Below are 23597 nucleotides of genomic sequence, written 5' to 3'. Positions count from 1 at the left end.
GCGGGCGTTCCGACACGGCATGCGATCGTGCGATGCGATTTGTGAATCCGGTTTCACTTGGTTACTTGATCCATTTGAGGTATGCTTCCGGAGGATGAAGATTTGAGATCGGTGCGGGTAGTCAGTCCAACATCTTCCATCCCAAAATCCCGATAATCCCGGAAATCTCGGTTCAGACGGTTATCTTTGTACGAATGAATATCGATCTTCTCGAACCCGGCGCACCGCCGGGGCTCAATGTACTCGTCATTGCGTACTACTTTCCGCCGATGGGACTCAGCGGGGTCCAGCGGACGCTGAAATTCGTCAAGTATTTGACGCAATTCGGCTGGCGGCCTATTGTCCTGACTGCCGGCGATGCTCCATATTACGCTCACGATCTTTCGCTGATGGCGGAAATCCAGCCGCTGATCGATAAAGGCCATATCCGCATCGTTCGGACCGCAGAGACCGGAGCACCGGCTCCGAGATTGGCGAAAAAGGACGGTAAGCAGCTCAAGCTTCCAAGCGCGCGATGGCAGCGGATCCGATCGAAGCTGTTGCAGACGATCTATCAGCCCGATAGCCGCATCAAATGGAAGAAACCTGCACTGGTGGCCGCCGAAGAAATATTCAAGACGGAGCGGATTGACGCAATGTTTACGACCGCACCGCCCTTCACCGATTTTCTGATTGCCCATGAGTTGCGACGACGGCACCATGTTCCATTTCTCATGGATTATCGCGATCCGTGGGTCTCGAATCCCGTTCTCAACTTCTACGCGACACCATTTCACAAAGCGTATGCGCGCAAGCTCGAAGATGCGTGCCTGCGTTCTTCGAATGCGATCACTGTCGCAAGCCGCCGCATGAAGGAAGTGCTCCTTCGGGATTACAATTTTCTAAGTCACGAAGACGTGGCGATCGTGCCGCATGGTTACGATCCCGAAGACCTTCGCGCTGCCTCCGCATTAGTCGATAAGTACCGCTCGCCGGAGAAGTTTCGATTGACCTATGGGGGCGCATTCTACGTGGGCCGTTCGCCGATTCCGATGTTCGAAGCGGCCAAGCTTGCGATCAAACGCGAGCCAGCGATGGGAGATGATCTGGAATTGGTCTTCGCCGGTATCCTGCAACGCGAGTACCTGCGGGTGGCGGAAAAATTAGGCCTGACCGGCAACGTCCGCGCGACAGGCTATTTGCCGCATACCGAGGACCTTGCACTTCTGCTATCGAGTGATGTACTCTGGATGACCATGTCTGATGATCTCAGCGCTCCGGGGAAATTATATGAGTATCTCGGCACCGGCAAACCCATCCTCGGACTTGTACCCGAACGCAGTGAGGCGGAGAAAGTCATCCACGATTACGGCGCCGGGATCGCAGTGAAACCGAAAGATATCAAAGCGATCAGCGATACTCTGATCGAACTGCATCGCGCCTGGCGAAAGAGCACCCTGCCGCACAATGTCAATCAGCCGTTCGTGCAATCATTCGACCGTCAGTCTCTGACGAAGGAAATGGCAAGACAATTAGGGCTGATGCTTCGAGCGTAAAGTAAATGTGGCTCAGTGTAATTCGGGCGATGACAGCGCGCCCTCAATGGCAGCAAGTAGCTCATCCGAATGTTTGCGCTCGAAGATAAGCGGGGGCAGCATCCGCAGGACTTCCCCAGCAGTGACGTTGGTGATGATATGTTGATCGAACAAATGTTTCTGAACGTGACGTGCACCGGATGCGAATTCGATGCCGAGCATGAGCCCTCGGCCACGGACATCACGAATCAGTTTTGGATGCTGGTGCATCAACGCTTCAAAATGGGTTTTTAGATGCTCGCCTTCATGCGCCGCATTGTCCATGTAGTTCTTCTCTACGAGATCAAGAACGACTGAACCCGCGACACAGGCGAGAGGATTTCCCCCAAACGTGGTCCCATGGACTCCGGCCTTCATGACATCCGCAATCTCGCGTCGCGCCAGGATTGCGCCAAGCGGCAGACCTCCACCGATTGCCTTCGCACATACGACGATGTCCGGCTTCAGATGATAATGCTCGTAAGCGAAGAAGCGGCCCGTGCGTCCGATGCCGGATTGAATTTCATCCGCAATCAGCAAAAAGTTGTGCTGTGCGCGAAGCTGTACGAGAATATCGGCGAACTCCTGATCGATTTCGACAATGCCGCCTTCGCCCTGGATCGGCTCGATAATAACAGCCGCCGTGCGAGCGGAGACTGCCTCCTCAAGTGCCGCGGCATCGTATGCAATGCAAGTGGAATCAGCAACGAATGGCCCGAAGCTGTCGCGATACTTCGCTTTATCCATGACCGAAAGCGGTCCATAAGTCCGGCCATGAAAGCCGTTTGCCACTCCAATGACTTCGGTTTTGGTGGGACTGGAGAAGAAGCGACGGACTACTTTGATCGCACCTTCGACCGCCTCCGTACCGGAGTTGGTAAAGAAGACGCGTTCGAATCCGGAGGCGCGAGCAAGCTTCTCGGCCAGCACGACCTGCGGCTCCTGAAGGTAAAGATTCGAAAGATGTAAATACTTGCCCGCTTGCTCGCGAATGGCGGCGACGAGTGCCGGATGCGAATGTCCAAGCGCGTTCACCCCAAGCCCGGCAATGGCATCGAGATATGCCGTGCCATCTTCGGTATGGATGTGGACACCTTCCGCATGGGTAACGGCTCCGATCGGAAGCCGATCGTAGGTTGGAAATAGCGCTGCTTTTTCGCGCTCGACAAGATTCATCATATTAACGGATCGTCAGAGAAAATGAAGAGCGGTAAACACCGGTCCCACTCAAAATCTATCCATGAATGAAAACCGCCTAACTCATGCATATCGCTGGAGATACGTCAGGAAGTACGTTCCGGGCGCATTGCGGGGAATAGTACCACATCCCGAATTGACTCTTCGCCGGTCATCATCATCACTAACCGGTCAACGCCGAAGCCAAGACCGCCCATGGGCGGCATGCCATATTCGAGCGAACGCAGAAAGTCTTCATCGAGTACCATCGCCTCTTCATCGCCCTTTGAACGCAGGCGCGCCTGCTCCACAAATCGAGCGCGCTGATCGAGTGGATCATTCAGTTCGCTGAACGAATTCGCGAGCTCCTGGCCGTTAATGTACAGTTCAAACCGTTCGACTAGGCCGGCCTTCGTTGGATGTTTCTTCGCCAGCGGCGACATCGAAAGTGGATAATCGGTAATGAATGTTGGCTCGATGAGTGTGTGCTCGACCTTTGCGGAGAAGATTTCGTCGATGATCTTGCCAGCGCCGGAACTAGGTTCGAGCGCGATCCCAAGCTTCTTCGCGGTAATGGTCAACTCGTCCTCATTCATATCGCCGACGTTGACTCCCGTCGCGCCTTCGATCGCATCGACCATCGAAAGGCGGCGAAATGGCGGTGTGAAATTTAAGATAGAGCCATCGGGCTGTGCAACCTGTGTCGAACCTCCGGTTACCTCACGCGCAACTTCCGCGAGCATCTCGTCGGTAAAGGCCATCATCCACTCGTAATCTTTGTATGCGATGTAGATTTCAGCCATCGTGAATTCGGGGCTGTGATTCTTGTCCATGCCCTCGTTACGGAAATCTTTCGCAATCTCATAGACGCCCTCGGCCAGACCGCCAACAATTAATCGCTTGAGATACAATTCATCAGCAATGCGAAGGAAGAGATCGAAATCGAGCGCGTTGTGGTGTGTGATGAATGGCCGCGCATAGGCGCCACCATAAATCGGCTGCAACACCGGTGTTTCGACCTCGAGGTAACCACGCGAATCGAAATAGCGGCGGATGGTGCTGATGATCTTTGCCCGTGTGCGAAACGTCTTGCGGATATCGGCATTGACGATGAGATCAACATAGCGCTGCCGATACCGTAGTTCCTTGTCGGAGAAGGCATCGTGCCGGATCGTCTCGCCAGTTACGGGATCGGTTTCTTCTTTCACAACCGGCAACGGCCGAATGGCTTTGGCGAGAATTTCGAACGATGCGACGTGCAGCGTGACTTCACCCGTCCGCGTACGGAAGACATAGCCGTTCGCGCCGATAATGTCCCCGAAATCAAGATAATGTAGAAGTCCGTAGCGGTCGGGCAGGTCGTTCGTCTTGAAATAGAGCTGAATCTTGCCATATTCATCCTGAATATGGATGAAGCTGGCCTTGCCCATACGGCGAATTCCCATAATCCGTCCCGCAACGGAGGCCGTAGGATGGGCGTCCGGAGCGTTCTCATCAAAGAGTGCGGCGGCCTCGAATGAGAACCGCGTCCGCTCAAATGAAGTCGCAGCGAACGGATCGACGCCGAGTTTGCGGAGCGCTTCGAGCGAACTGCGGCGCTCGCGCTCCTGATCGGTGAGTGCATCCGGTCGTTCGGCCTCCTCGATATGGCGAAGGGCGTCTTTGATCTCTTCCGCGTGCTCCGTGGGCGGGGTGTGAATTGTCATAGTTCTGCAAAATACGTCTGAGACGGCGTGTGCGTTCCGCGTGGAATGCAATCAATGGGCTCCGCTACTTGGGGTAAGCGATGGGAATCGGTACCGAACGTGATATTGCCGCGTGAGCGATCCGCCTATTTTGTGAAGCAGAGTCCTGAGCGATGCCAGATTCTCCGCAACGAAGAAGGCACCGTTCGAATGGCGCGCGAGCCACAAAAGGCGTGTGGAGGGATCGGTTCGGTAATTGATCACGAAAAGACGAAGGTGTTCTTCCGCGAGCAAATCGTGCAGGTCCTCGATGGAAACGCGACTGGCGTTATCATCACCATCCGTGACTACGAGAAGCACGTCTGTTCGTCCCGTGTCGCCGCTGGTGAACCGGCGGTCTTGTATATTGGTCGTGGCAAGCGCAATCGCATCGTAGAGCGGCGTATACCCCGTGCGGATCGTATCGAAAAAATGCCAGAAGGCACGGATCGGTGCAATGCTATCTTGAAAGCCTGTTTGCGCGATGAAGACGGAGGAGTGGCGTGTATATAAATGCGATTCCGTTCGCGCGACATTATCGAATGTCACCGCTTGCGCGATTGCGCCAGGCTGTGCGTCCAAGAGAATCGAATCGCAATACTTTGTGAGTGAGTCATAAGCATGGAACATCGAGCCGGAGTTATCGAGCACGAAGCTCAGAGCAAGGTGCGTCTCGTATCGCGCTCCGATGGAATCGATGGAGAGTACTTCGGCGGCCCGGTCGTGTCCTCGAACAATAAGGTCCTCCAGTGCCAATGGTCTGGCACCCGGCACTGTGCCATCTATCTCGATCCATGCCTCACTCCAATTTGCGGAATCTGTGCGGAGCAAACCGTTTGACGAATCGCGCAGGGTAATCGAGATCGGCTGCCCGGAGGCGGAAATGATGAATGTGGAATGATGAAGAATGAAGATCGCAATGGTAAGCCCTCTGCGAAATACTAATCTCCGTTGTTCATCCTTCATCATTCCACATTCATCATTTTTCTATCGGAGCCACCCCAGCGGATTCTGCTTGGCGCGGCCCTTCCAGACTTCAAAATGCAGAACCGGTCCATTCTCCTCGTTCGATCCGCTACGTCCGATAGATTGTCCCGCATGCACACGCTCGCCGGCATGCACATTCGCTGCCGCGAGATCGGCGTAGACCGTGTGCAGTCCGCCGGTGTGCTTGACGACCACGATTGTTCCATAACTTGGCAGAGATGAAACGATGGAGATTACCCCCTCGGCGGCCGCCAGTACGGAAGAACCCCGCGTTGCGGAAATGTCGATTCCGAGGTTCATCGTCACCGTATTCAACTCCGCATTGCGGTGCTCGCCAAAACCTTGAACGATGTGGTGCGACGAAGTCGGCCAATTGAGAGAGTGCGGTCCATGCGCGGGGCCTGCCACGATTTCCTCCTCGGGCGCGGGACTGCGCGATCTACGGTTCTTGCGCGTGGCTCGCTCGCGTGTTGCCCGTTCTTCCCGAGAAACGAGTCCGGCGATGATACCTTCCAGCTTTTTCGCACTCGCGCGGCGCTCGGCGAGCAGCTGCTTCAGGCGCTCTTTGCGCGCCTGGATCTGAGCCAGTTGCTTCGCTTCTTCCGCCTTGTGCTGTTCGATAGTCTGCGCTTCCGAAGCGCGTTGCCCGATGGCCTGCTGCTCGGCTGCTATTGAACCGGCAAGCTCGTGACTTGAAAGGCCAAGCGCGGCCTTCATGGAATCGAGTTGGGTGCCGGTCGCTCGATGTGCCCGACCGATCGCCTGGGCGTAATAGCGCATCCGAATCGAAGAATCTGCCCGGTCCGGATTCAGCAAATAGTGGCTCTCATCATGTTGTCGAAGTACTCCGGACTCATAAAGATACCGCACCCCTCGAGCATATTCCGATCTCATTCGGTCAAGCTTCGAAGCCGTGTGGGTGAGTTCGGTATCGACCTCAGATTTTTCTGATGCAAGCTCTTCGGCCTCGGCCTTCAGCCGGGCGATTGTTTGCTGCAGTTGACGCGACCGTGCATCGAATGCCTTCAGATGCTTCTTCGATTTCGCTTCCTGCGCTTCATGATCGCGCAATTCCTTCTCATATTTGGCGATTTCGGCGTTGATCCGCGAAAGCTCCTTATTGGCCTGCGCCGCTCGATGCGATGAACGAGAGTTGGCTTTCGGAACATGTTTATGAGATGGGCGTCTGCGCCCTTCCGTTGGCCGAATCATTAGTCCGAACGCCAACAGAACGCCACCGAGGGCAGCGAGTGTTATCTTCGTGACTTTCTTCAACCTTCTACGTTCTGCTATTCTGTTATGAGTCATCCGTGTGCTGCACGGTAATCCAAGGACAATCCATTGCACCTGCGTGCCGGATTCCCTAACGCACACAACGAACAAGTTGTGTCATCATGACGACCTGCTGCCATAGATTCGTTTTTGTTGTACTTCTCGCCGCCGCGCTTGCCGTGGCGGGTATTACCCATGCCCAGCAGCGAAATACATGGAAGCGGCTTGACTTGAATGTCGGCAAGACCATTGGGTGCGGGTTCTTTTGGGATAAGGACCACGGACTGGTCGGCTCCGGGGTCCGATGGGGACATGACGTCTCCGGTCCGCATTGTGACATTTATAAGACGACCGATGGCGGTGCGACCTGGAGCGCCGCAGTTGTGCCCGCGCTCATCAATGGCGCAGTCACATCGATTTGGATGCAAGATTCCCTCGTCGGCTATGCCAGTATTTTTCCATCCGTGGACTATGGCTACGGACTCACATTCGGAGGCTCATCACTCTGGAAAACGACAGATGCCGGTAGCACGTGGTTCGATCCGTATAAGCTCGATCACGTAATCACCAGTGTCTACGGCCAGAATGGCTTCATGGTCTTTACACTCTGGGATCTCTATGAGTCCACTGGGTTCGTAACCCCGGACTCGCTCGGTGGCGAGTTCTCGTTTGATAGCGGCCGGACCTGGACGAGTGCCTTTCGGCGCTGCAATGGAATCGCATTTTCCGATAGCCTCAATGGGGTTATCACCGAGATGAACCCAAATTTCGGAGGCGGCAATTTTTGGTGTACCTTCGATGCCGGTCATACGTGGCAGAAGACATCCGCACAGTACGAATCATGGTCCATTTACTCGCCGCCCGGCACGCGAATGTACTTCTGCGCAAATGAGTCGCAATTCAACGTGCCCCATCAATCGGTAAACTGGTCCACAGATGGTGGTCTTACCTGGCGCGAGCGCTATCAGTTCGGAGCGATGCGGTTTACCGGGACCATTACGGGGAAGGGTAATACACTTTACATCCAAACGGATACCTCGCGCTACGCCGCGCCAAGTGATAGCCTGCCGACATACTTGCCAAACTATGGTCTGTTCCGTTCGGATGATCTTGGTGCGTCGTGGCATCCTGTCAATGGTCCATCGAATAGTCGTGATACCAGATTTTGTGTTACTGGTTGCGCGGGCGAGGTCGTTTATGCTTTCGATGCCTATGGCGGCGTTTGGAAGACTGTTGATGGCGGCGATAGCACTCTTGTTGGTGGTAACCCTCGCGATGCGCAGTTTTTGCTCAGCAGTGACACGATTTTCTGGACGCCGAGCCCGTGCGGCGATTCAATTTCGATCACGGCCACGTCATCTTCATGTGTCCCTATGATGCTCGATTCCGCGTCATCCCTACACGGCGATCTGTTGTGGCAAGTCGATAGCGCATTCCCGGTCGGGCTCGTGCAGAATGACAGCGCACGCATGACATTGCGATATGATCCCATACGCATGGCCAATGACACGTCCGTTGTCCGCGTATACGGACATTCCGGTAAGCATCCCGTCACGCGCGATCTTCACGTCTTCACCAGTAATAACCTCGCCGAAGGTCTTACCCTATCCCGAGATACCAGCGTCATGCGCATTCCTGGCTGTACATACGCGGATGATACCATTGTGTTTGGCGCGTTTGGGTGTGGGAGTATGGTGATCGATTCTGTCGTCATCCCATCGACGGAAGTTACCGTCACCAATCATTTTCCCGATACCGTTGAAGGCAAAAGTGCTCGCTTACTCTATTTGCTCTTCGTACCGGATAGCGTCGGCCTTCACGAATTCCCAGCGCGTATCTATGCCCATGCGGGACGCCGGTCGTATGACACGACGATTGCCATTACCGCAGAAGCGATCGCAACGCAACCTCGTTATGTCCTGGATAGCACTGCGATAGATTTTGCAACCAAGTACTGCGTTCCGCGATCCGGCTCGCTTAACGTTGCAACGCAGGGCTGTGATACAATTATTGTTGATTCGCTCGTCACGTCGGATGGTGCCTTCTCGGTCACGCATGCACCCGGTTCGATTCTCAACACCACACGGGACTCGCTCGTCGTCTCATTCGGGCCGGATTCGCTTGGAGCCGCCAACGCGACGCTTCATGTGTTCGGACACACGCGGCATCAGGATGTTGACACCGTCATCACATTGAGCGGTGCGAATGCGGGACACTCCGAGGCGCTGACCCTCACGAGCAACACGCTTGCCCTGCCGAGCATCGCCTGCCATCCTAAGATTGACAGCCTCGTATTGAGCAACCAGTGCTGCGAGTTGCTGTATCTCGATTCGATCGTTGCGCCAATTCCTTTGCAGGTTGCATTCGATACCGCGCGCTTCCCGATGGCGAGCAACGATTCGCTAACGCTGTTGGTCCAGTTCACGCCGCAAGACAGCATGGACGAAACGCTGCCGGTTCGGATCGTCATGCACACCTCCAAGCGAAAAGTCGATACGACAGTCTTTGTGTCGGTTTCCAATCATGTGCCGGCCAATCCCCTTGCGCTCTCGGCTGATTCCTTGAATCTTTTCACGAAGTATTGTCAGCCGATTGCCAAGCCGTTCACAGTTTCGAACATGGGGTGCAATGCAATGACGATTGACTCGCTCGTGCTTGTGGGCGATGCACGTCATGAGTTCAGCACGACGATGACGGAGCAAAGCATCGGCTCTCTCGCGCAGTCAAACGCCACCCTTCAGTTTACACCAGACACGTCGGGCCAGCGCATAGTGCAATTGCATCTCTATGCGCACGAGGGAGCCCATGCGAGAGACACGATTCTTACCGTAAGCGGTGAGAATCATACTGCGCCCGAACCATACATCCCGGATTTGCCAAGCCTGCCCGCCGGGGCGGTCCTGAGAGTCCCGATCATGCTACGGCCCACGCTGGATACATTCACACTCGGTAGCTTCGCATTCCATCTGCATCAGAATACGGATTTGTTGACGCCGTTTGCATTGGATTTTACCGGCACGTCCTCGCAATTCCGGATGGACGATGTTTTGATTGCGGAGGAGGGTTCGGGCGCATCCGTGCGCGTGCATCTATCGAACACGCTCTCGAACCTCTCGCAACTTGCATTGCCGATCGTTTACGTCCTGGACAGCGTGCGCGTTGCGATGGATACGCTCACAACCATTTCGATCGATAGCTTTGCGACCGACCGCGAGCCGCAAGTGATTGCATGCAGTGTGCCTGGAAGCGAATTTGCACTTGCACCGGCGTGTGGTAACGCGATCCTGCTCGATCTGCTCCGCTCGCAACCGATCGCGTTCGGCATCACGGCGATCAGTCCGAATCCATCGGGCAGCGCGCGCGCATGGAAGCTCGACTACACCACTCGTGAGGCGCCGCTCGAGCTATCGGTGATCCTGTACGACGCGCGCGGGGTAGCAGTCTATCGCTCGGCGCTTGCACCGGGTGGTATCGGCGATCAGTCGGTCACCGTGCCGGTGCCAAACGCCGAAGGCGATTACTTCCTCGTGCTCGCCAGCCCGCGAGAACGCATGGCACGAAACGTGACCGCGAGGAATTGATTAGACGATGCGCCACACCCGATGAAGGCAACTGGTTGAGCCATCATTAAAGGAATTCGTGAATATTTCGCTCGGACTTGACTCAGTAAAGTACATCGCTATATTTGGAAAGCATCTCGTCCAGTTCGGAATGCACTAAGTCAAATCAAGGACTAATTGCTGCGAGATGTGCTAAAACTGCGATAACGTCTGAATCGAGTGCTTCCATGAATTCTTCTGCCGCGCAAAGATTTTTCTTGCATCCTCGGTTTCGGCGACGTATATTGGTTCTGGGTTCAGGGGCACCAATTGCTCATTTGAAAAAATGACAATTGCACGGTCTCGCATGGGCGACCCTCGAAATTGAGTCAAAGACGAGGCATTGTCCGATGCGGCACCAAACGGTGTCATGCTGATTCAGAAGCGTCCCTTGGTGCGGCTGTACCGCCAGGCCCGCTCAGCTTTACAATCATTGTGGCTTCATGTGCTGCCGGTGATCCCACGTTTAGTAAGGTTGTACCATGAAAAGCTCAATCAGTTTGCTTCGCAGGCCTTTCGTCCTTGCCATCTTCTGCCTAATCGCATCTGGCTTTTACGTCAGATCGGCCTTTGCTCAAGCGCCGTGCTTTACGGTTACCTTGTTGCCGGCAACTCAGAGTTGCGCAAACGGATCGTGTTCCGATCCACAACCGTGCTCGCAATGCATTAAGGTTAGGATTTGCAACGATCAGTGCCCTAACCTAACGATTAGCTCTATTCAAATTGCATGCACTGACGATAATCGGGCCAATTGCCGCAGCTATTGCCCGGATTCAAATTGCGTGAACCATGGCTGTCCGACGTGCCCTGGAGATGTCGGGAATTATTGCAGTTGGCAGGGGCCACGATCGATGGACGCCTTTGACCCTAACGATCCGGGTTTTCCTGGCAGCCATACCCTTCAGTTTGGAGACTGCATGTACTTCACGATCTGCGAAGCCATGCCTGGAGAGATGTACACGTTATCATGCAATTGTAGTTGTAACGGTATTCCTTGCCTTACATACAGCTTTACATTCTAAAAAAGAACTTTACTTTCCTTTTTCCGCAATGAGCCATGGCTTCAGCAACGGCTCATTGCGGTGTTTATACTAGTAACTTAGCATGACGCTCCTAAAATCGTTCTGCGTGTCTGCAGCCATTGTTGTCTCGGGCTCCGTGACCGCTCAACCTGTTCCGAAGCTCGAGTGGGAGCACTGTTATGGCGGATCAAGCTTTGAAGACGTCGAAGTTTATGATCATCTCGATGATTGTTTTTCTGACCACAAGCTCGTTCGCACTCGAGATGGAGGATATGCCTTTGTTGCAGTGACGGTATCGAACGATGGCGATGTCAGTGGTAATCATTCGGCCGGTCTGAACAGCCCGTCGGAAGACTTTTGGTTAGTCAAGACCGATCTCTCGGGAAAGATTCAGTGGCAGAAATGTTTTGGAGGTTCACAATCTGATGCTCCGACATGTTTAATTCAAACTTCCGATGGAGGGTTTGCTCTCTGCGGTTGGACGTTATCGCATGACGGCGACGTAACCGATCCGTATCCTGAAACGATCTCCCCGAATCCTATAACTGGAGCGAAATTCCCTAAATTCGAAGGCTGGGTTGTCAAGACCGATTCGATGGGAGTGAAGGAGTGGGCGCGCAACATCGGATCGCAGACAGGCTTAGAGGTCTTCAATTCTGTGATTGAAGTTTCGGATGGTTTCCTTGCTGTTGGAACGTCCAGCTTGGCTAGAGAAGAAGGATGGATGGGACATGCCTATACCGATGCATTGGTCGTGAAGTTAGACTCGAAGGGTGGTCAACAGTGGCATAGGCTCATAGGAGGAAACTATGGAGATCAGGCAAACTCTGTGATCTCTGTACCAGGCGGCGGATATGTCTTTGCAGGATGGAGCCAGTCGACAGATGGCGACCTGACCGGTCTACAACAGCATGGGAGTGAAGATGCATGGGTAGTCCGCCTCGATACGGACGGTCTTATCATGTGGCAAAAATGTTATGGTGGCTCGTCGTCCGATCGAGCTAACTGTGTTTTCAATACCGGTGACGGTTATGTTGTCGCAGGCTGGACGAGTTCAAACGATGGGGATGTCATCGGGCAACATGGATATCAGGACGGCTGGATACTTAGGATCGATACAAATGGAACCCTACTGAAACAGATCTGTCTGGGTGGCTCCGATTCCGATATTATTCATTCCGTGATTCGGACCGCAGACGGCAATTTCGTTTTTGCGGGCAACACGATTTCCACGGATGGCGACGTCTCCGGTCTCCATCATGGTTCAGTGGACTCCGCGGACGGGTGGGTCGGCGAGTTGTCACCCGATCTGACACTGCTCTGGCAGAATTGCTTAGGTGGCACTGGTAGTGATGGCTTCAGTACTGTCATTGAAACGGCGGACCACGGTCTTTTGCTGAACGGCTCGACAGAAACGGCAAATAATGGCGATGTCAGTGGTAATCATCCCGGCAAAGGGTCGTCAGGCGAGCCGAATCGCGTCTCCGATGTTTGGAATGTAAAATTGCGGAACCCCGCAGCGAAAGTTGAGGGCGAAATTGCTCTCGCTGCCAGGCACGATCTGTATCCAAATCCGGCGCAAACCGAAGTGTATTTGGATATAGAAGGCGCGAGTCCACTCCGCAAGATTCAGTTTTACTCATCGCTGGGAGTGGAAGTGTTTCCGGAGTACCATACCCAGGGCGCCAGAGCCGTCATTACGGTAACGGACCTCCCCGCCGGTGTATACGCTGTCATAGTCAGATACGATGGCGCACCGCCGCAAGTTCGTAGATTCATCCATGCCGGTAAGTAGGTCAAGGCAGAAGGACTTATTTTTCGATATTTGCCCAGAATTCATCAAAAAACTGCGATGCCCGAGGTATCGAACCTCGTTATATTAGGTGGAGGGGGTCCTCTTCGTCAATTACGAATTACGAATTATGAATGACGAATCGGGCTCAATCGACTTATTGGCAATGGGAAAACAGATGGCTACCTAAGAGACACCGTAGCTCGTTCATGAATATTTTCCGAAAACATAGTATAAAATTATATAGCGTGTCTGATGGAACAGATGATTGAGAATCGAGAGAATGCAGAGGCGTTCATTAAATGGCAGGCCTAAGCGGGCATGAGCTTCAGCAGCAACATTTCCATGAGTAACTCGTCGTTGGTGTGCCCGCGACGTGAGGTTTCTTCGGCATGTACGATGGCTCGGGCGGCTGCATCGAGTCGCTCCCGGGAGTATCGGCGGGCCGCGGAGATCGTCTCCTTGACGAAGTAGGCCGCGCCACCATGGAGCCCGAGCGCTTCTGCAATGGCATGCTCGCTTTCGCGCTTCGCGGAGAGTTCGTGGGCAAGCGTGAGTTGCTCGAAGTGCCTGGCGAGCATGATGAGCACGAAGGCCCGCTGGTCCTTGCCAGTGCGGAGAATGCGCAACAGGATCGTCGCCGCCAGCTCCCGGTTTGCGGTGCCGATGGCTTTTGTGAGTTCGAAGATGCTTCGCTCTCTAGAAGCGCCGGTGAGCGCTTCGACATCTTTGGAGGTGATCTCGTCGCGGTCGCCGGCGTAGATGGCGAGTTTTTCGAGTTCGCTGGCCAGCGTGCCGAGTCCGATGCCAAGCTGTGCGACCATGAGGCGCGCGGCTTCGGTGCCGAGCTTCTTCTTGTGCGTCATGGCGCGAGCTTTGACCCACTCGGTCGCCTCGGCATCCTTGAGCACGGCGAACTCGACGACTTCGGCCTTTGCAGCGAGTTCTTTGAACGGCGATTGATTTCGCGCGCCGAACTTCTCCATGTCGAAGATGAGGACGCAGTCCTGATTTGGATGCTCGAGATAGGAAAGTAGCGGATCCTCGCCGCCCTTTTTCTTGCCGCGCGACGCACTGCTGCGTGTTGCAGCCTGACCTGCCGGCTTGGGGCGGAGCATCCGTTCGGCTTCTCGGACAATGACGACTCTGCGCTCGGCCATCATTGGATAGCCCGAGGCCATTGTGATCACGTCTGACAGCGAGACGTCCGAGGCATAGAGCTGATCGAAGTTGAAAGAGCGCGTTGCCTCGTCCGGGACAAGGAGGGTGGGTGCCTCGTGCAGCAATTCGCTCCGAAGGAAGTCTTCCTCGCCGTGAAAAACATAGACGGGCGCCGGCTTGCCCGCGCGCCATGCTTTCAGGATATTTTCAACCGCTCCGGATTTCTGGCCCCGCTCTTGCATTCCTTCAAAGCAATTCGTAGATTTGTGCCGTTCCCCACGAGTCTCAACCAAACTCTTCCATCTGAGATGGCAGAAGGGTTAGAGCGGAGTGGGCGATTTTCGCACGATGCGCTCAACTTTTGATTAGTTTCGTATACCGGCCGTGCGCATTCCGCGCCCGGTCGGATCGCAAGAACGACAGGAAACGCGCGATTTTGAATTGATAATGCACTTTACTACAGAACAGGGAGACGCGAAGACCATATTCCGCCTCAAGGAGCCACGGCTCGATTCACAGAATGCCGGCCAACTCAAGGCGGAATTTCTTATTCTCGCGCAACCTGATATCGATGCGCTGATCGTCGATCTCACCCAGGTAGGGTATATCGATAGCGCAGGTATTTCAGCGCTCTTGTTAGCCCAACGTCAAATGAAGATCCACGAAGGCGAAGTCCGTCTCGTCGGAGTTCGGCCGAATGTCCTTTCAATGCTCCGGCTGACACAGCTTGATAGAATTTTTCCAATTTTTAACACGGTCGAGGAAGCACTTGCAGCCGAACTTGCGTTACCGGACGATGACGAAGCTTTTGGCGGCGAGCCGGAATCGGAGGAGGGGCTGGACGACCCAGAACTCTCGCTCGGGCCCGGCGCTCCGACCGCAAAAGCGATTAGGGCCGGCGCCATTGCCGCCGGCGGTTCTTTTGGTGCAGCAGCCTTAGCAAAAATCATGATGACTCCGTACGACGACGAACTGACAACCGACTTGCTCCTTGCTTCCGAAGCCCCGACCGCACTGGGGTCTTCCATGCCAGTCATTGGAATGCCAACTCTCGGTGATGACGAAGACTTCGTCGACGATGATGATTTCGATGACGACGACGATGATCTCGATGACGATCTCGACGAAGAAGAGGAAGACCTCGACGAAGAGGACGATGTCGAGGATATTGCCGAGGAAGAGGTCCTGGAAGAAGATGACTTCGAGGATGACGACTTCGACGATGAGGAGTTAGAAGAGGACGAGGAGGACGATTTTTAATCCACGGCTGCTGGCAGATTTGCCTGTCACTCGGCCAACAGTCTCCCCGTGCGTTGCCAAACTCCTGTTGCCGTCACTCCACGAATCACATAGAACATCACGCCACTTTGCTGTGGCGTGAATGTTATTGTGTGTTTCGTTGAGATTGCTCCATCGCTCTCCGGCTCACAAACGGTGCGGCCAAGCTCATCATAGAATGTGAGCGAGAGTGAACTGGGCACGTCGCTCTCGATTCGGATTGCGTCCGGGTTTCCAACAACTGCCGGTTGTCGTAACAGGAGCACATGCACTCCGGACACGTTGAGATCGCCCGAAACCGAACGCGGCAGATTCGACCCACTGTCACGAATGCTTTCGAGGCCTGACGCGAGAACAGAGACTTTGTAGTAGCCGAGTGTCGAGCTCGTATCGACGAACTGCAACGTGGAGGAGCTGAGCGTGTCCAACTTGCCGGCATCCTTCCAAGTCAGAAATGTGTAGCCCTCGCTGAGCGGATAGCCAAATGTAGTCTCCGGCGTGTAGTCCCAAGCGATCACAACAGCCTTCTTCCCATTGACCGTAGTGTCGCGAACAGCAAGGTTACTGACTGGCATTGGCGCAAATGGCTGGACCTTCGCTGTGTAGATGTCGAGATCGGTCATGCTCCGTGAGTCCGCCCACCCAGGATGCCAGGTGTTGTTCCAACCAGCGAGGTTGATATAATCACCGATGAAATAGAGTCTCTGTCCGGAATTAGTTTGACGCGAACTCTCCTTCACTGCAAGGCTGGAAGATGCGCTTGAAATCCGGCGGGCGCTGAATGTTGCGCCGCCATCCGTCGAGTGCTCCATGTAAAGATCGCTCCAGATGTTTGAAGGTCCGGTCGGCGCGACATAATAATCGATTGCAAGATCGCCTGTCTGGGGATCGGCAGCGACCCACGAAAAATATCTTGAATAGGCATTCGGAACAGAGTCAGCATCCGCGATGCGCGGTGCGCTCCAATTGACACCGGCATCATCGCTCGTCGCAATCCAGACGTGTGGCACTCCGTCATCAGATTTTCCACACCAGCAAATATACGTTCTGCCTTTGTGGGCGCCAGTATCGGATATGGCAATCGATGGGAAGCTGTTGATCATCACGAAATCCGTGTCAGTACCAATGGTTTGGTAACCGGTGCTATCGTTTGGCGTGACCCCGGCAAGGTTTTTATATTGGCTTAGCAGATGCGGCGCAGAGAATGTCTGACCCCCATCGGTCGAGCGGGTGACCCAGATCGCATTGGTATCCCAGTATTGGATAAATGTTACGATCAGTGTTCCATCTGGCGCAAGAGCCGGAACCGGCGCAGTGAAAAAACTTCCTCCCGCCAGCGAAACGCGATGCGACCAATGCACTCCACTATCGGTCGAATGCGAACAGACAATATGCGGCCGCGAATCGGCGAGGCCATCGGTCTGACCATAATCGACCCAAACGGCATAGAGTCTGTCAACATACGGGCTGCTTGCATTCACATCAACCGCAAGATAGTATTTATCGGACAGCGTATCGGCTCCCCAACTGGACGCAGTGTCGGCAAACGCATCGCCTGCCCATAACCACTTCGCGCCGCGATTGCTCGATCGATACAGAGCGACTTCATTCTGCGCCTGAGGCACTCCGAATTCGCTTCCAAGTCTCCCAAAGAGATAATACACGGTTCCGAAGCGGTCGAACGACACGGAGGGGTCGGTGGTAAGCTGCGCCCATAGTGGCACGCCGGGCAGCGACTGATTCAGCCAGGTTGCCCCGTCATCCGTTGACGAGCAGGCAAGCATCTGATTATAGATGCTGTCGTCGTTCGCGCCGATCACGACATTCGATGGATCTGTTGGATTGATCGCAATCGATGGTTCGGTCTGAGCGAAGAATAGCTGATGCGTTACATTGGTGTTTGGGAACGGCCAGTTGTGTGGTTCGGGCGCTGGCATACTAAGGGGTCGCATCCGCGGTTTACGCGAAGGACGAGGCCGGTCGTAGCCATCGTGGTGCATCCAGCTTGCCGGAGGCACGAGCCATTGCGCTTCGGCATCTATTGCCGAGCAGAACAGGAATGCGATAAACAGCCACTTCACGTTTGGCTAACACGTCGGAGCCTCTAAGCACTTCACTCTGGAAATCTTCTCCTCAATTCCGCCAGTCCCAAGTTGTGCAGCCGATTGCTCGGGGGGCGCATCCATTGTGCGCACACTGCAGCCCTGTACACCGAATCGGAAATCTTTGCGGAGCGAGATCCTGAAGAAGCCCTCTGTGAGTATAACACCAGCGTTTGCCCGGCTGTTTCAAAAATACTCCAACTCATTGATATTAAACAACTTGCAGCATATTTTCTAATTCCCGCCTTCCAGTTCTTCCTGGTATTTCGGATCGAAGTTCCAACCGATTGGCGGCGAGCGGAGCGGTTCATCCGAGGTCTGTATAATATGGAATGTAGGATTTGTGCTTCGGCTTCTTAGTGCCAGCATCGCTATTTTGGACAATTTCCGCCAGCGCGCACGCTGTAATTTTCTCTTTTTGCGCTCGTTCACAATATATACAACGAATATCAGCGCAAATATGTTGCATATTATGTCTATGCGGTTGATCCATAAGGACTTACAGGGAATATATGAGCACCTATTCCTCGTTCGACTCCTTGGCTTACTTCGCCACAACCACCCGCAAGCTCTGAACGCCCACTTGGGATTTGACCCGAAGATAGTACACTCCTGCGCCCTCCGGCAGCAATAGATGCGCTGGTGTCTCTTTCGTCGGCTTGACCGCGAGCGCGCCTCGTCTAACGCCGAGCATGTCGTAAATCTCGACCGAAGCATCCCCAATATCAAGCGAAGAAGTAAGTTCGACATCGCCCGATGTGGGGTTCGGACGAATTGTGAAGACTGAAACCTGGCCCGACTGAAGATACTGTGAGAGTATCGTCGTGCCGCAACCCGTGGGCAGCGTGATCGTGCTTGTGACAGCCGCCGGCAATGTGTACTCGCATGGAGAAATTGCTGATAGTACCGTTAGAGAATCAAACGTTACTTGCGGCTTAGTGCCGGAATCCGCGAAGACATTGAAACGCGCATAGCCTGCAACCACTCCGGAGGACGCCTGCGCGATGTGCAGCTTCGAGCGTCCCGGCCATTGCTCGCCGGGAATGTCGAGCGTGGTGTTTGCGGGATCGACTGAACTGTTGTATGCAAGTATTGGATCATAATGCAGAACGAGATCGATAGTCTCGGGACGCTTTAGGCCGCTGACGGTGATTGGGACAGAGAGGTCACCGCCGATAATGTCCGTCTTTGTGTCGGCTGTAATAATGTTTAGGGGGTATGTACCCACAGCGTGGCCTTCTAAGGCGATTGTATCGAATGTACCATTGCTAATTTGGAGAATAAATTTGGCATTGTAGTCGCCAGCGCGCGTTCCATGAAAGGTGACTGGAATGAAGACGCCATTTCGAGTGCCCACGCTGAAGGCCTCTGCATCGGCGCCCGCAAGCCACGACGAGTCAAGAGAAGCGGTGTTGCAACCGTTAGCACTCACTGTTACCGAACGGGTGATAGGTTCGCAATGGGTTGTATCGGCTGCAAAGAGTGAGTCCGGAGTAATTGTAAGCGGTACGGAACCCGAAGGCGCCAAGACGGAATCTCCGCCGCTGTTGGACGTGGACCAAATATTTCCGTCCGAGTCAACTGCAAACAAGATGTTGTCATTGATCGCACAGATATTTCTGGAATCCGGTGGGTTTCCAGGCCCGCCGATATTTTGCCAAGTCGTTCCATGGTCGGTCGACCGCAGAATGCCGTTGGTAATCGTCGCGGCATATAGCGCGTGCGGTGCAGTCGAGAACGATCCGGCAAGTCCAGGATAAGGAAGTGTGAATGCCGTTGTCCATGTTGTTCCTCTGTCGGGGCTTACGTACATGGATGAAAAGCCTTGAAATCGGGACGCTATGTCTTCATTTACTACATAGAGTCGGGATGGGTCGCAGGAATCGACATCGATACTCCAACTATCAAGCGAAACCTGACCAGATGCTCTCTGCCATGTGGTCCCGCGATCCGTGCTCGAAAATACATTACTGAGCGGCGGTCCAATCCATCTGCCGAAGAAGTCCTGATAACTATCGCTGCCGAGTGCATAGACCGTACCGTCCTTTGCGGTCGTAAGTGCGGTGAGCACGCCGGGGTTACGGCTCGATCCAGTGACCTGAACGGAGTTCCATCCCATGCCACCATCTAACGAAGTGGCAGTGGAGCCATAAATACACTCGACAAAATGGATAACCGATGAAGAATGATTATAAGTCAGGCGAGAAGCCTTCGAATTCGAGGGATCGACCCGAGACCAAGTCTTTCCGCGATCGGTCGTCCGATAGATCCCTCCCCAATCCCACACTTGAATCGCGGACGGATCAGCATTATAAAGTGCTATCACGCCGGTATCCTTATTCGCAAAGGCAATATCAAGAAACAGGAAGTTCGCTCGTGGATTCAAATAGGTAGGGAGCAAGAGATCGGTCCACGTCTTTCCGGTGTCCATGCTATAGGTTATCCCGGGAGTGGCTGTAAGCGCCAAGCTTCGCGGCCAAGCCGCGGCCCAGATAATCCCATCATTGAAAATGATCGCATCGCCGGCCGGTGCGTACTGGCGGACCATCTTCCACTGCCCTCGCAAGTCATCCCCACGCACGGCGAGGAGCGTGAGAAGCACGAAGACGCCGCGTTGAACGAAAGCTCTCATGATGACCGAAAGTACCGTTTGGTCGAGAACGTGACCGGGTTAACGCCTGGCCTTCGGGTGCAAAATACGACGATTTGGATCAGCGCGTTTGAATTTGGAGCTTACCCCGCCCACAGTCCCCGAATCTCCTCCTTGCCCATGCCATGGGCAAGCGCCACCATCAGCTTGATGCGGGCTTTCGGACCGGTGAGATAGGGCGCGAAGATGCAACCGAGGCGTTCGAGTTCGCGGCCCGCGCCTTCGTAGGCGTAGTAAGGGCGGACGGGTCCCGACATGCAACGCGAGGTAATGACGACCGGGATTTCCATCTCGCGGGCGCGAGAAATCCCGTTGACAACACCTGGTGGAACATTGCCTTGCCCCATCGCCTCGATCACGATTCCACGCGCGCCGGCTTTCAGTGCTGCGATAAAGAGCGAATCGTCCATCCCGGAATAGGTCAGGAATAACTCGACATACGGAAGTTCAGCATCTTCCGAAAGCGGAATATGGATGCGGTTATTAGGCGTCCGGTTGCGGCGTGGCTCATCGAGCGCGAGCGTGCTCACCGTGCCGAGCGGGCCGAAGTCCGCCGAGTGGAAGGTGTCTGCTCGCATTGTGTGCATCTTCGTCACCTCGCTGGCAGCATGGACAAGTCCATTCATCACTACGACCGCACCCGCGCCACGAAACTCCTCGCTCGCCGCGACAGCGAGCGCATCGACGAGATTTCGGCCGCCATCCCATGCCGCGTCGGTCGAGGGATGCATCGAGCCAGTCAACACGATCGGGCCATCCGAATTCGAGACCAGATCGAGAAAGTAGGCGCATTCTTCCATCGAGTCCGTGCCATGCGTGATGACGACGCCATCCAAGTGTTGAGTAGAGGAGCCGTCCTCGGTGGAAATCGCGCGGAGGAATCCGGCGAGCGTGAGCATCATTTCGGGCGACATGTGGGGCCCCGGCAGCATCGCAAAATCGTGGACTTGCACCTTGAGCGACGGAAGGTATTGCGCGATCTCCGGCACCCGCTCGAGAATTTCTCGGCCCGAGAGCACCGGCACGACGCTCGATTTTTTGTTTGCGCTGACGGCAATCGTGCCGCCAGTGAAGACCGCGGCAACGCTCGCGTGACCATTCGCGCGACGGTCCGCCGTCGGAAGTGATTCTATTTGCAGCTCTTCTGTAACAAAACTCATTGGCAGAGATTATTAAGCACGTCGGTTCGTGGCACCATGGATGGAAGGATGAAGGAAATGATAGAACCTTTAGCAGCGGATTTCCGATTCCGAAAGCTGCAAAATGATTACCGTTATATTCCTGATTATCTCGAACACGTTCATGACGTTCGCGTGGTATGGCCACCTGAAGTACACGCGCAAACCGTTGTGGATCGTGATTCTCGTAAGCTGGGCGATTGCGTTCCTGGAGTATTGTTTCCAGGTGCCGGCAAATCGCTGGGGCTACGAGCACGGCATGAGTCCGGCAAGGCTCAAAATTACCGCGGAGGCAATCGCGCTGGTGGTGTTTATCGTCTTCGCGAAATTCTATCTCGGCGAAGCCTTCACCTGGAATTACATCGTCAGCTTTGTTCTCATCATGGGCGCGGTTTATTTTGCGTTTGCGTTCAACTAAACTTCATGCGCATATTCGTTTTCCTCACACTCGCAGCTCTTACGCTGGCAACTTCGGCTTCTGTTGCACAACGTGCGAAAAAGCACTCCGCTCCAAAGCAGCCAGCCGCAGAAGACGTGGTTGAGTATCATCCGTTGCATCTGCTCGGCATCCGGCCGGGCATCTCGATCGATAGCATCCGCAGTGTGATCTACGATGCCGGTGCTCCCATCCGAGAGGTGAAGGAGGACACCTTAACACATTCCTACAGCGACGCGACAGTGCACGTGTTTGTCGTGGATTCGATCATTTGCCGCCTGACCTATATGCGAATGGTTTTCGTGGTCGATGCCTCAAACCGGCTGCGGCGGCTTTCGATCACTCCGCGCGTCAGCTCGATTGCGGTGGGCGCTTCGGATGACGTAGAGAATGTGCTCTTGCTCTATTTTGGCCAAACGTGGGGCAAGCCGGAGCTTATACTCGAGCCTCCGCTCGCTCACTTCCGCTGGAAGACCGGCAATATTGAAGTACGTGGGTTTATCCGGCGAGGTTACCCGGTATGGGTGATGGAGGGATGATCTTCAATTACGAATTACAGATGACGAATTGGGGAACACCGGAATGGTGCTCGGTATCGACTGGTTATCATTCCACAATTCGTCATTCGTAATTCAATTTTGGTCAAGCGTAACGAAACCGTAATTCCCGATCGTCTCGAAGCCGAATTCGAGAAATCGCTGCGTCCCAAAGAATTCGGTGAGTTCACCGGGCAAGTCTCGATCATTGATAATCTGCGCGTCTTTATCACGGCCGCGCGATCGCGTGGTGAGGCGCTGGACCACGTCCTCTTCACCGGTCCGCCTGGCCTCGGCAAGACGACACTCGCGCATATTATTGCGCGCGAAATGCAGGCCGAAATCCGGACGACATCAGGCCCGGTGCTCGAACGTGCCGGCGATCTGGCTGGACTCCTGACTACACTCGAATCGGGCGATGTCCTCTTTATCGACGAAATCCACCGTCTCTCCGCCGTGGTGGAAGAGTATCTTTACTCCGCGATGGAGGACTATAAGCTGGACATCATGATCGATACGGGCCCAAGTGCGCGCTCGGTGCAGATCGAACTGAAGCCGTTCACGCTCATTGGCGCGACCACTCGCGCGGGCCTGCTTTCCGCGCCGCTCCGCTCACGCTTCGGAATTACGAACCGGTTGGACTACTATAATGCCGCCGCGCTTAAGATCATTATCGAACGCAGTGCACGGTTACTCGGTGTCGAGATCGAAGAAGATGGCGCGCACGAACTCGCCCGCCGCTCGCGTGGAACGCCGCGTATCGCTAACCGGCTCTTGCACCGCACGCGGGATTTTGCGCAGGTCAAAGGCACGGGCCGCATCACCCGCGAGATTGCGCTCATCGCGCTTAAAGCGCTTGAAGTTGATGAACATGGTCTGGACGAGATGGATAAACGTATTCTGCTGACGATCATCGAGAAGTTTTCCGGCGGGCCCGTCGGGCTGAATACAATTGCAGTCGCCGTTGGCGAAGAAGGCGGGACCATCGAGGAAGTCTATGAGCCATTTCTGATTCAGGAAGGCTTTATTGCGCGCACGCCGCGTGGCCGCGAGGCCACCAAGCTGGCATATAAGCATTTCGGCATCGCACCTCGCAAAGAAACAGATTCGCTCTTCTCATCAGAATAGATG

At 54.5% G+C, this 23597-nt stretch carries 15 protein-coding genes; 7 read left to right on the top strand and 8 right to left on the bottom strand.

Features of this window, described 5'->3' with window-relative positions:
• Positions 1-194: 194 nt before the first annotated feature.
• Positions 195-1535, top strand: a complete 1341-nt coding sequence (locus tag Q8902_12715; protein ID MDP4200418.1) for a glycosyltransferase family 4 protein — start codon at positions 195-197, stop codon at positions 1533-1535.
• Positions 1536-1547: 12 nt separating this feature from the next.
• Here the strand turns inward: Q8902_12715 and Q8902_12710 are convergent, their stop codons facing one another.
• The 4 genes from Q8902_12710 to Q8902_12695 form a co-directional block, all read right to left on the bottom strand.
• A complete protein-coding gene (locus Q8902_12710) occupies positions 1548-2732 on the bottom strand; it encodes an acetylornithine transaminase (GenBank protein ID MDP4200417.1) in 1185 nt (394 codons plus the stop codon).
• 104 nt (positions 2733-2836) lie between these two features.
• Complete coding sequence (lysS, locus tag Q8902_12705; GenBank protein ID MDP4200416.1) at positions 2837-4435, bottom strand: lysine--tRNA ligase; 1599 nt, start codon at positions 4433-4435, stop codon at positions 2837-2839.
• 51 nt (positions 4436-4486) lie between these two features.
• Positions 4487-5422, bottom strand: coding sequence for a vWA domain-containing protein (locus Q8902_12700; protein ID MDP4200415.1), 936 nt, complete (start codon positions 5420-5422; stop codon positions 4487-4489).
• 18 nt (positions 5423-5440) lie between these two features.
• Positions 5441-6715, bottom strand: coding sequence for a peptidoglycan DD-metalloendopeptidase family protein (locus Q8902_12695; protein ID MDP4200414.1), 1275 nt, complete (start codon positions 6713-6715; stop codon positions 5441-5443).
• Between the two features lie 119 nt (positions 6716-6834).
• Here Q8902_12695 and Q8902_12690 point away from each other — a divergent pair, with 119 nt between their 5' ends.
• Together Q8902_12690 and Q8902_12685 are read left to right on the top strand one after the other, a co-directional pair.
• Positions 6835-10293, top strand: a complete 3459-nt coding sequence (locus Q8902_12690; GenBank protein MDP4200413.1) for a hypothetical protein — start codon at positions 6835-6837, stop codon at positions 10291-10293.
• 1122 nt (positions 10294-11415) lie between these two features.
• A complete protein-coding gene (locus Q8902_12685) occupies positions 11416-13128 on the top strand; it encodes a T9SS type A sorting domain-containing protein (protein ID MDP4200412.1) in 1713 nt (570 codons plus the stop codon).
• 308 nt (positions 13129-13436) lie between these two features.
• Here the strand turns inward: Q8902_12685 and holA are convergent, their stop codons facing one another.
• Positions 13437-14528: a DNA polymerase III subunit delta gene (gene holA / locus Q8902_12680; protein ID MDP4200411.1), complete on the bottom strand. Its 1092-nt coding sequence runs from the start codon at positions 14526-14528 to the stop codon at positions 13437-13439.
• A gap of 205 nt (positions 14529-14733) precedes the next feature.
• Between holA and Q8902_12675 the strand changes: the two genes are divergently transcribed.
• Complete coding sequence (locus Q8902_12675; GenBank protein ID MDP4200410.1) at positions 14734-15546, top strand: STAS domain-containing protein; 813 nt, start codon at positions 14734-14736, stop codon at positions 15544-15546.
• Positions 15547-15572: 26 nt separating this feature from the next.
• Here the strand turns inward: Q8902_12675 and Q8902_12670 are convergent, their stop codons facing one another.
• The 3 genes from Q8902_12670 to Q8902_12660 all read right to left on the bottom strand — a co-directional run bounded on the left by Q8902_12670 (position 15573) and on the right by Q8902_12660 (position 21476).
• A complete protein-coding gene (locus Q8902_12670; protein ID MDP4200409.1) occupies positions 15573-17645 on the bottom strand; it encodes a sialidase family protein in 2073 nt (690 codons plus the stop codon).
• Between the two features lie 565 nt (positions 17646-18210).
• Positions 18211-20298 carry a T9SS type A sorting domain-containing protein gene (locus tag Q8902_12665; protein MDP4200408.1) on the bottom strand — a complete coding sequence of 696 codons (2088 nt, stop codon included), beginning with the start codon at positions 20296-20298 and terminating at the stop codon, positions 18211-18213.
• 101 nt (positions 20299-20399) lie between these two features.
• Positions 20400-21476 (bottom strand): asparaginase, encoded by a 1077-nt coding sequence (locus tag Q8902_12660; protein ID MDP4200407.1) that lies wholly within the window; start codon positions 21474-21476, stop codon positions 20400-20402.
• A 103-nt stretch (positions 21477-21579) separates the two neighbouring features.
• On the opposite strand from Q8902_12660, the gene Q8902_12655 reads away from it, so the two are divergent.
• The 3 genes from Q8902_12655 to ruvB all read left to right on the top strand — a co-directional run bounded on the left by Q8902_12655 (position 21580) and on the right by ruvB (position 23594).
• Positions 21580-21912: a DMT family protein gene (locus Q8902_12655; protein ID MDP4200406.1), complete on the top strand. Its 333-nt coding sequence runs from the start codon at positions 21580-21582 to the stop codon at positions 21910-21912.
• Between the two features lie 5 nt (positions 21913-21917).
• Positions 21918-22469, top strand: coding sequence for a hypothetical protein (locus tag Q8902_12650; protein ID MDP4200405.1), 552 nt, complete (start codon positions 21918-21920; stop codon positions 22467-22469).
• A gap of 99 nt (positions 22470-22568) precedes the next feature.
• On the top strand, positions 22569-23594 hold the full coding sequence (ruvB, locus tag Q8902_12645; protein MDP4200404.1) for a Holliday junction branch migration DNA helicase RuvB: 1026 nt from the start codon (positions 22569-22571) through the stop codon (positions 23592-23594).
• The last annotated feature ends 3 nt before the right edge of the window (positions 23595-23597 follow it).

This window comes from Bacteroidota bacterium, from assembly GCA_030706745.1.
GTDB lineage: Bacteria > Bacteroidota > Ignavibacteria > Palsa-1295 > Palsa-1295 > PALSA-1295.
This window is presented reverse-complemented; position numbering and strand designations above follow the sequence as displayed.

Excerpts from the sequence above, each read along its gene's own strand:
- Q8902_12690 (MDP4200413.1), top strand. The coding sequence starts at position 6,835 with ATGACGACCTGCTGCCATAGATTCGTTTTTGTTGTACTTCTCGCCGCC.
- Q8902_12655 (MDP4200406.1), top strand. The coding sequence starts at position 21,580 with ATGATTACCGTTATATTCCTGATTATCTCGAACACGTTCATGACGTTC.
- Q8902_12710 (MDP4200417.1), bottom strand. The coding sequence starts at position 2,732 with ATGATGAATCTTGTCGAGCGCGAAAAAGCAGCGCTATTTCCAACCTAC.
- Q8902_12685 (MDP4200412.1), top strand. The coding sequence starts at position 11,416 with ATGACGCTCCTAAAATCGTTCTGCGTGTCTGCAGCCATTGTTGTCTCG.
- Q8902_12700 (MDP4200415.1), bottom strand. The coding sequence starts at position 5,422 with ATGATGAAGGATGAACAACGGAGATTAGTATTTCGCAGAGGGCTTACC.
- Q8902_12660 (MDP4200407.1), bottom strand. The coding sequence starts at position 21,476 with ATGAGTTTTGTTACAGAAGAGCTGCAAATAGAATCACTTCCGACGGCG.
- Q8902_12650 (MDP4200405.1), top strand. The coding sequence starts at position 21,918 with ATGCGCATATTCGTTTTCCTCACACTCGCAGCTCTTACGCTGGCAACT.
- Q8902_12675 (MDP4200410.1), top strand. The coding sequence starts at position 14,734 with ATGCACTTTACTACAGAACAGGGAGACGCGAAGACCATATTCCGCCTC.
- lysS (MDP4200416.1), bottom strand. The coding sequence starts at position 4,435 with ATGACAATTCACACCCCGCCCACGGAGCACGCGGAAGAGATCAAAGAC.
- Q8902_12715 (MDP4200418.1), top strand. The coding sequence starts at position 195 with ATGAATATCGATCTTCTCGAACCCGGCGCACCGCCGGGGCTCAATGTA.
- Q8902_12665 (MDP4200408.1), bottom strand. The coding sequence starts at position 20,298 with ATGAGAGCTTTCGTTCAACGCGGCGTCTTCGTGCTTCTCACGCTCCTC.
- holA (MDP4200411.1), bottom strand. The coding sequence starts at position 14,528 with ATGCAAGAGCGGGGCCAGAAATCCGGAGCGGTTGAAAATATCCTGAAA.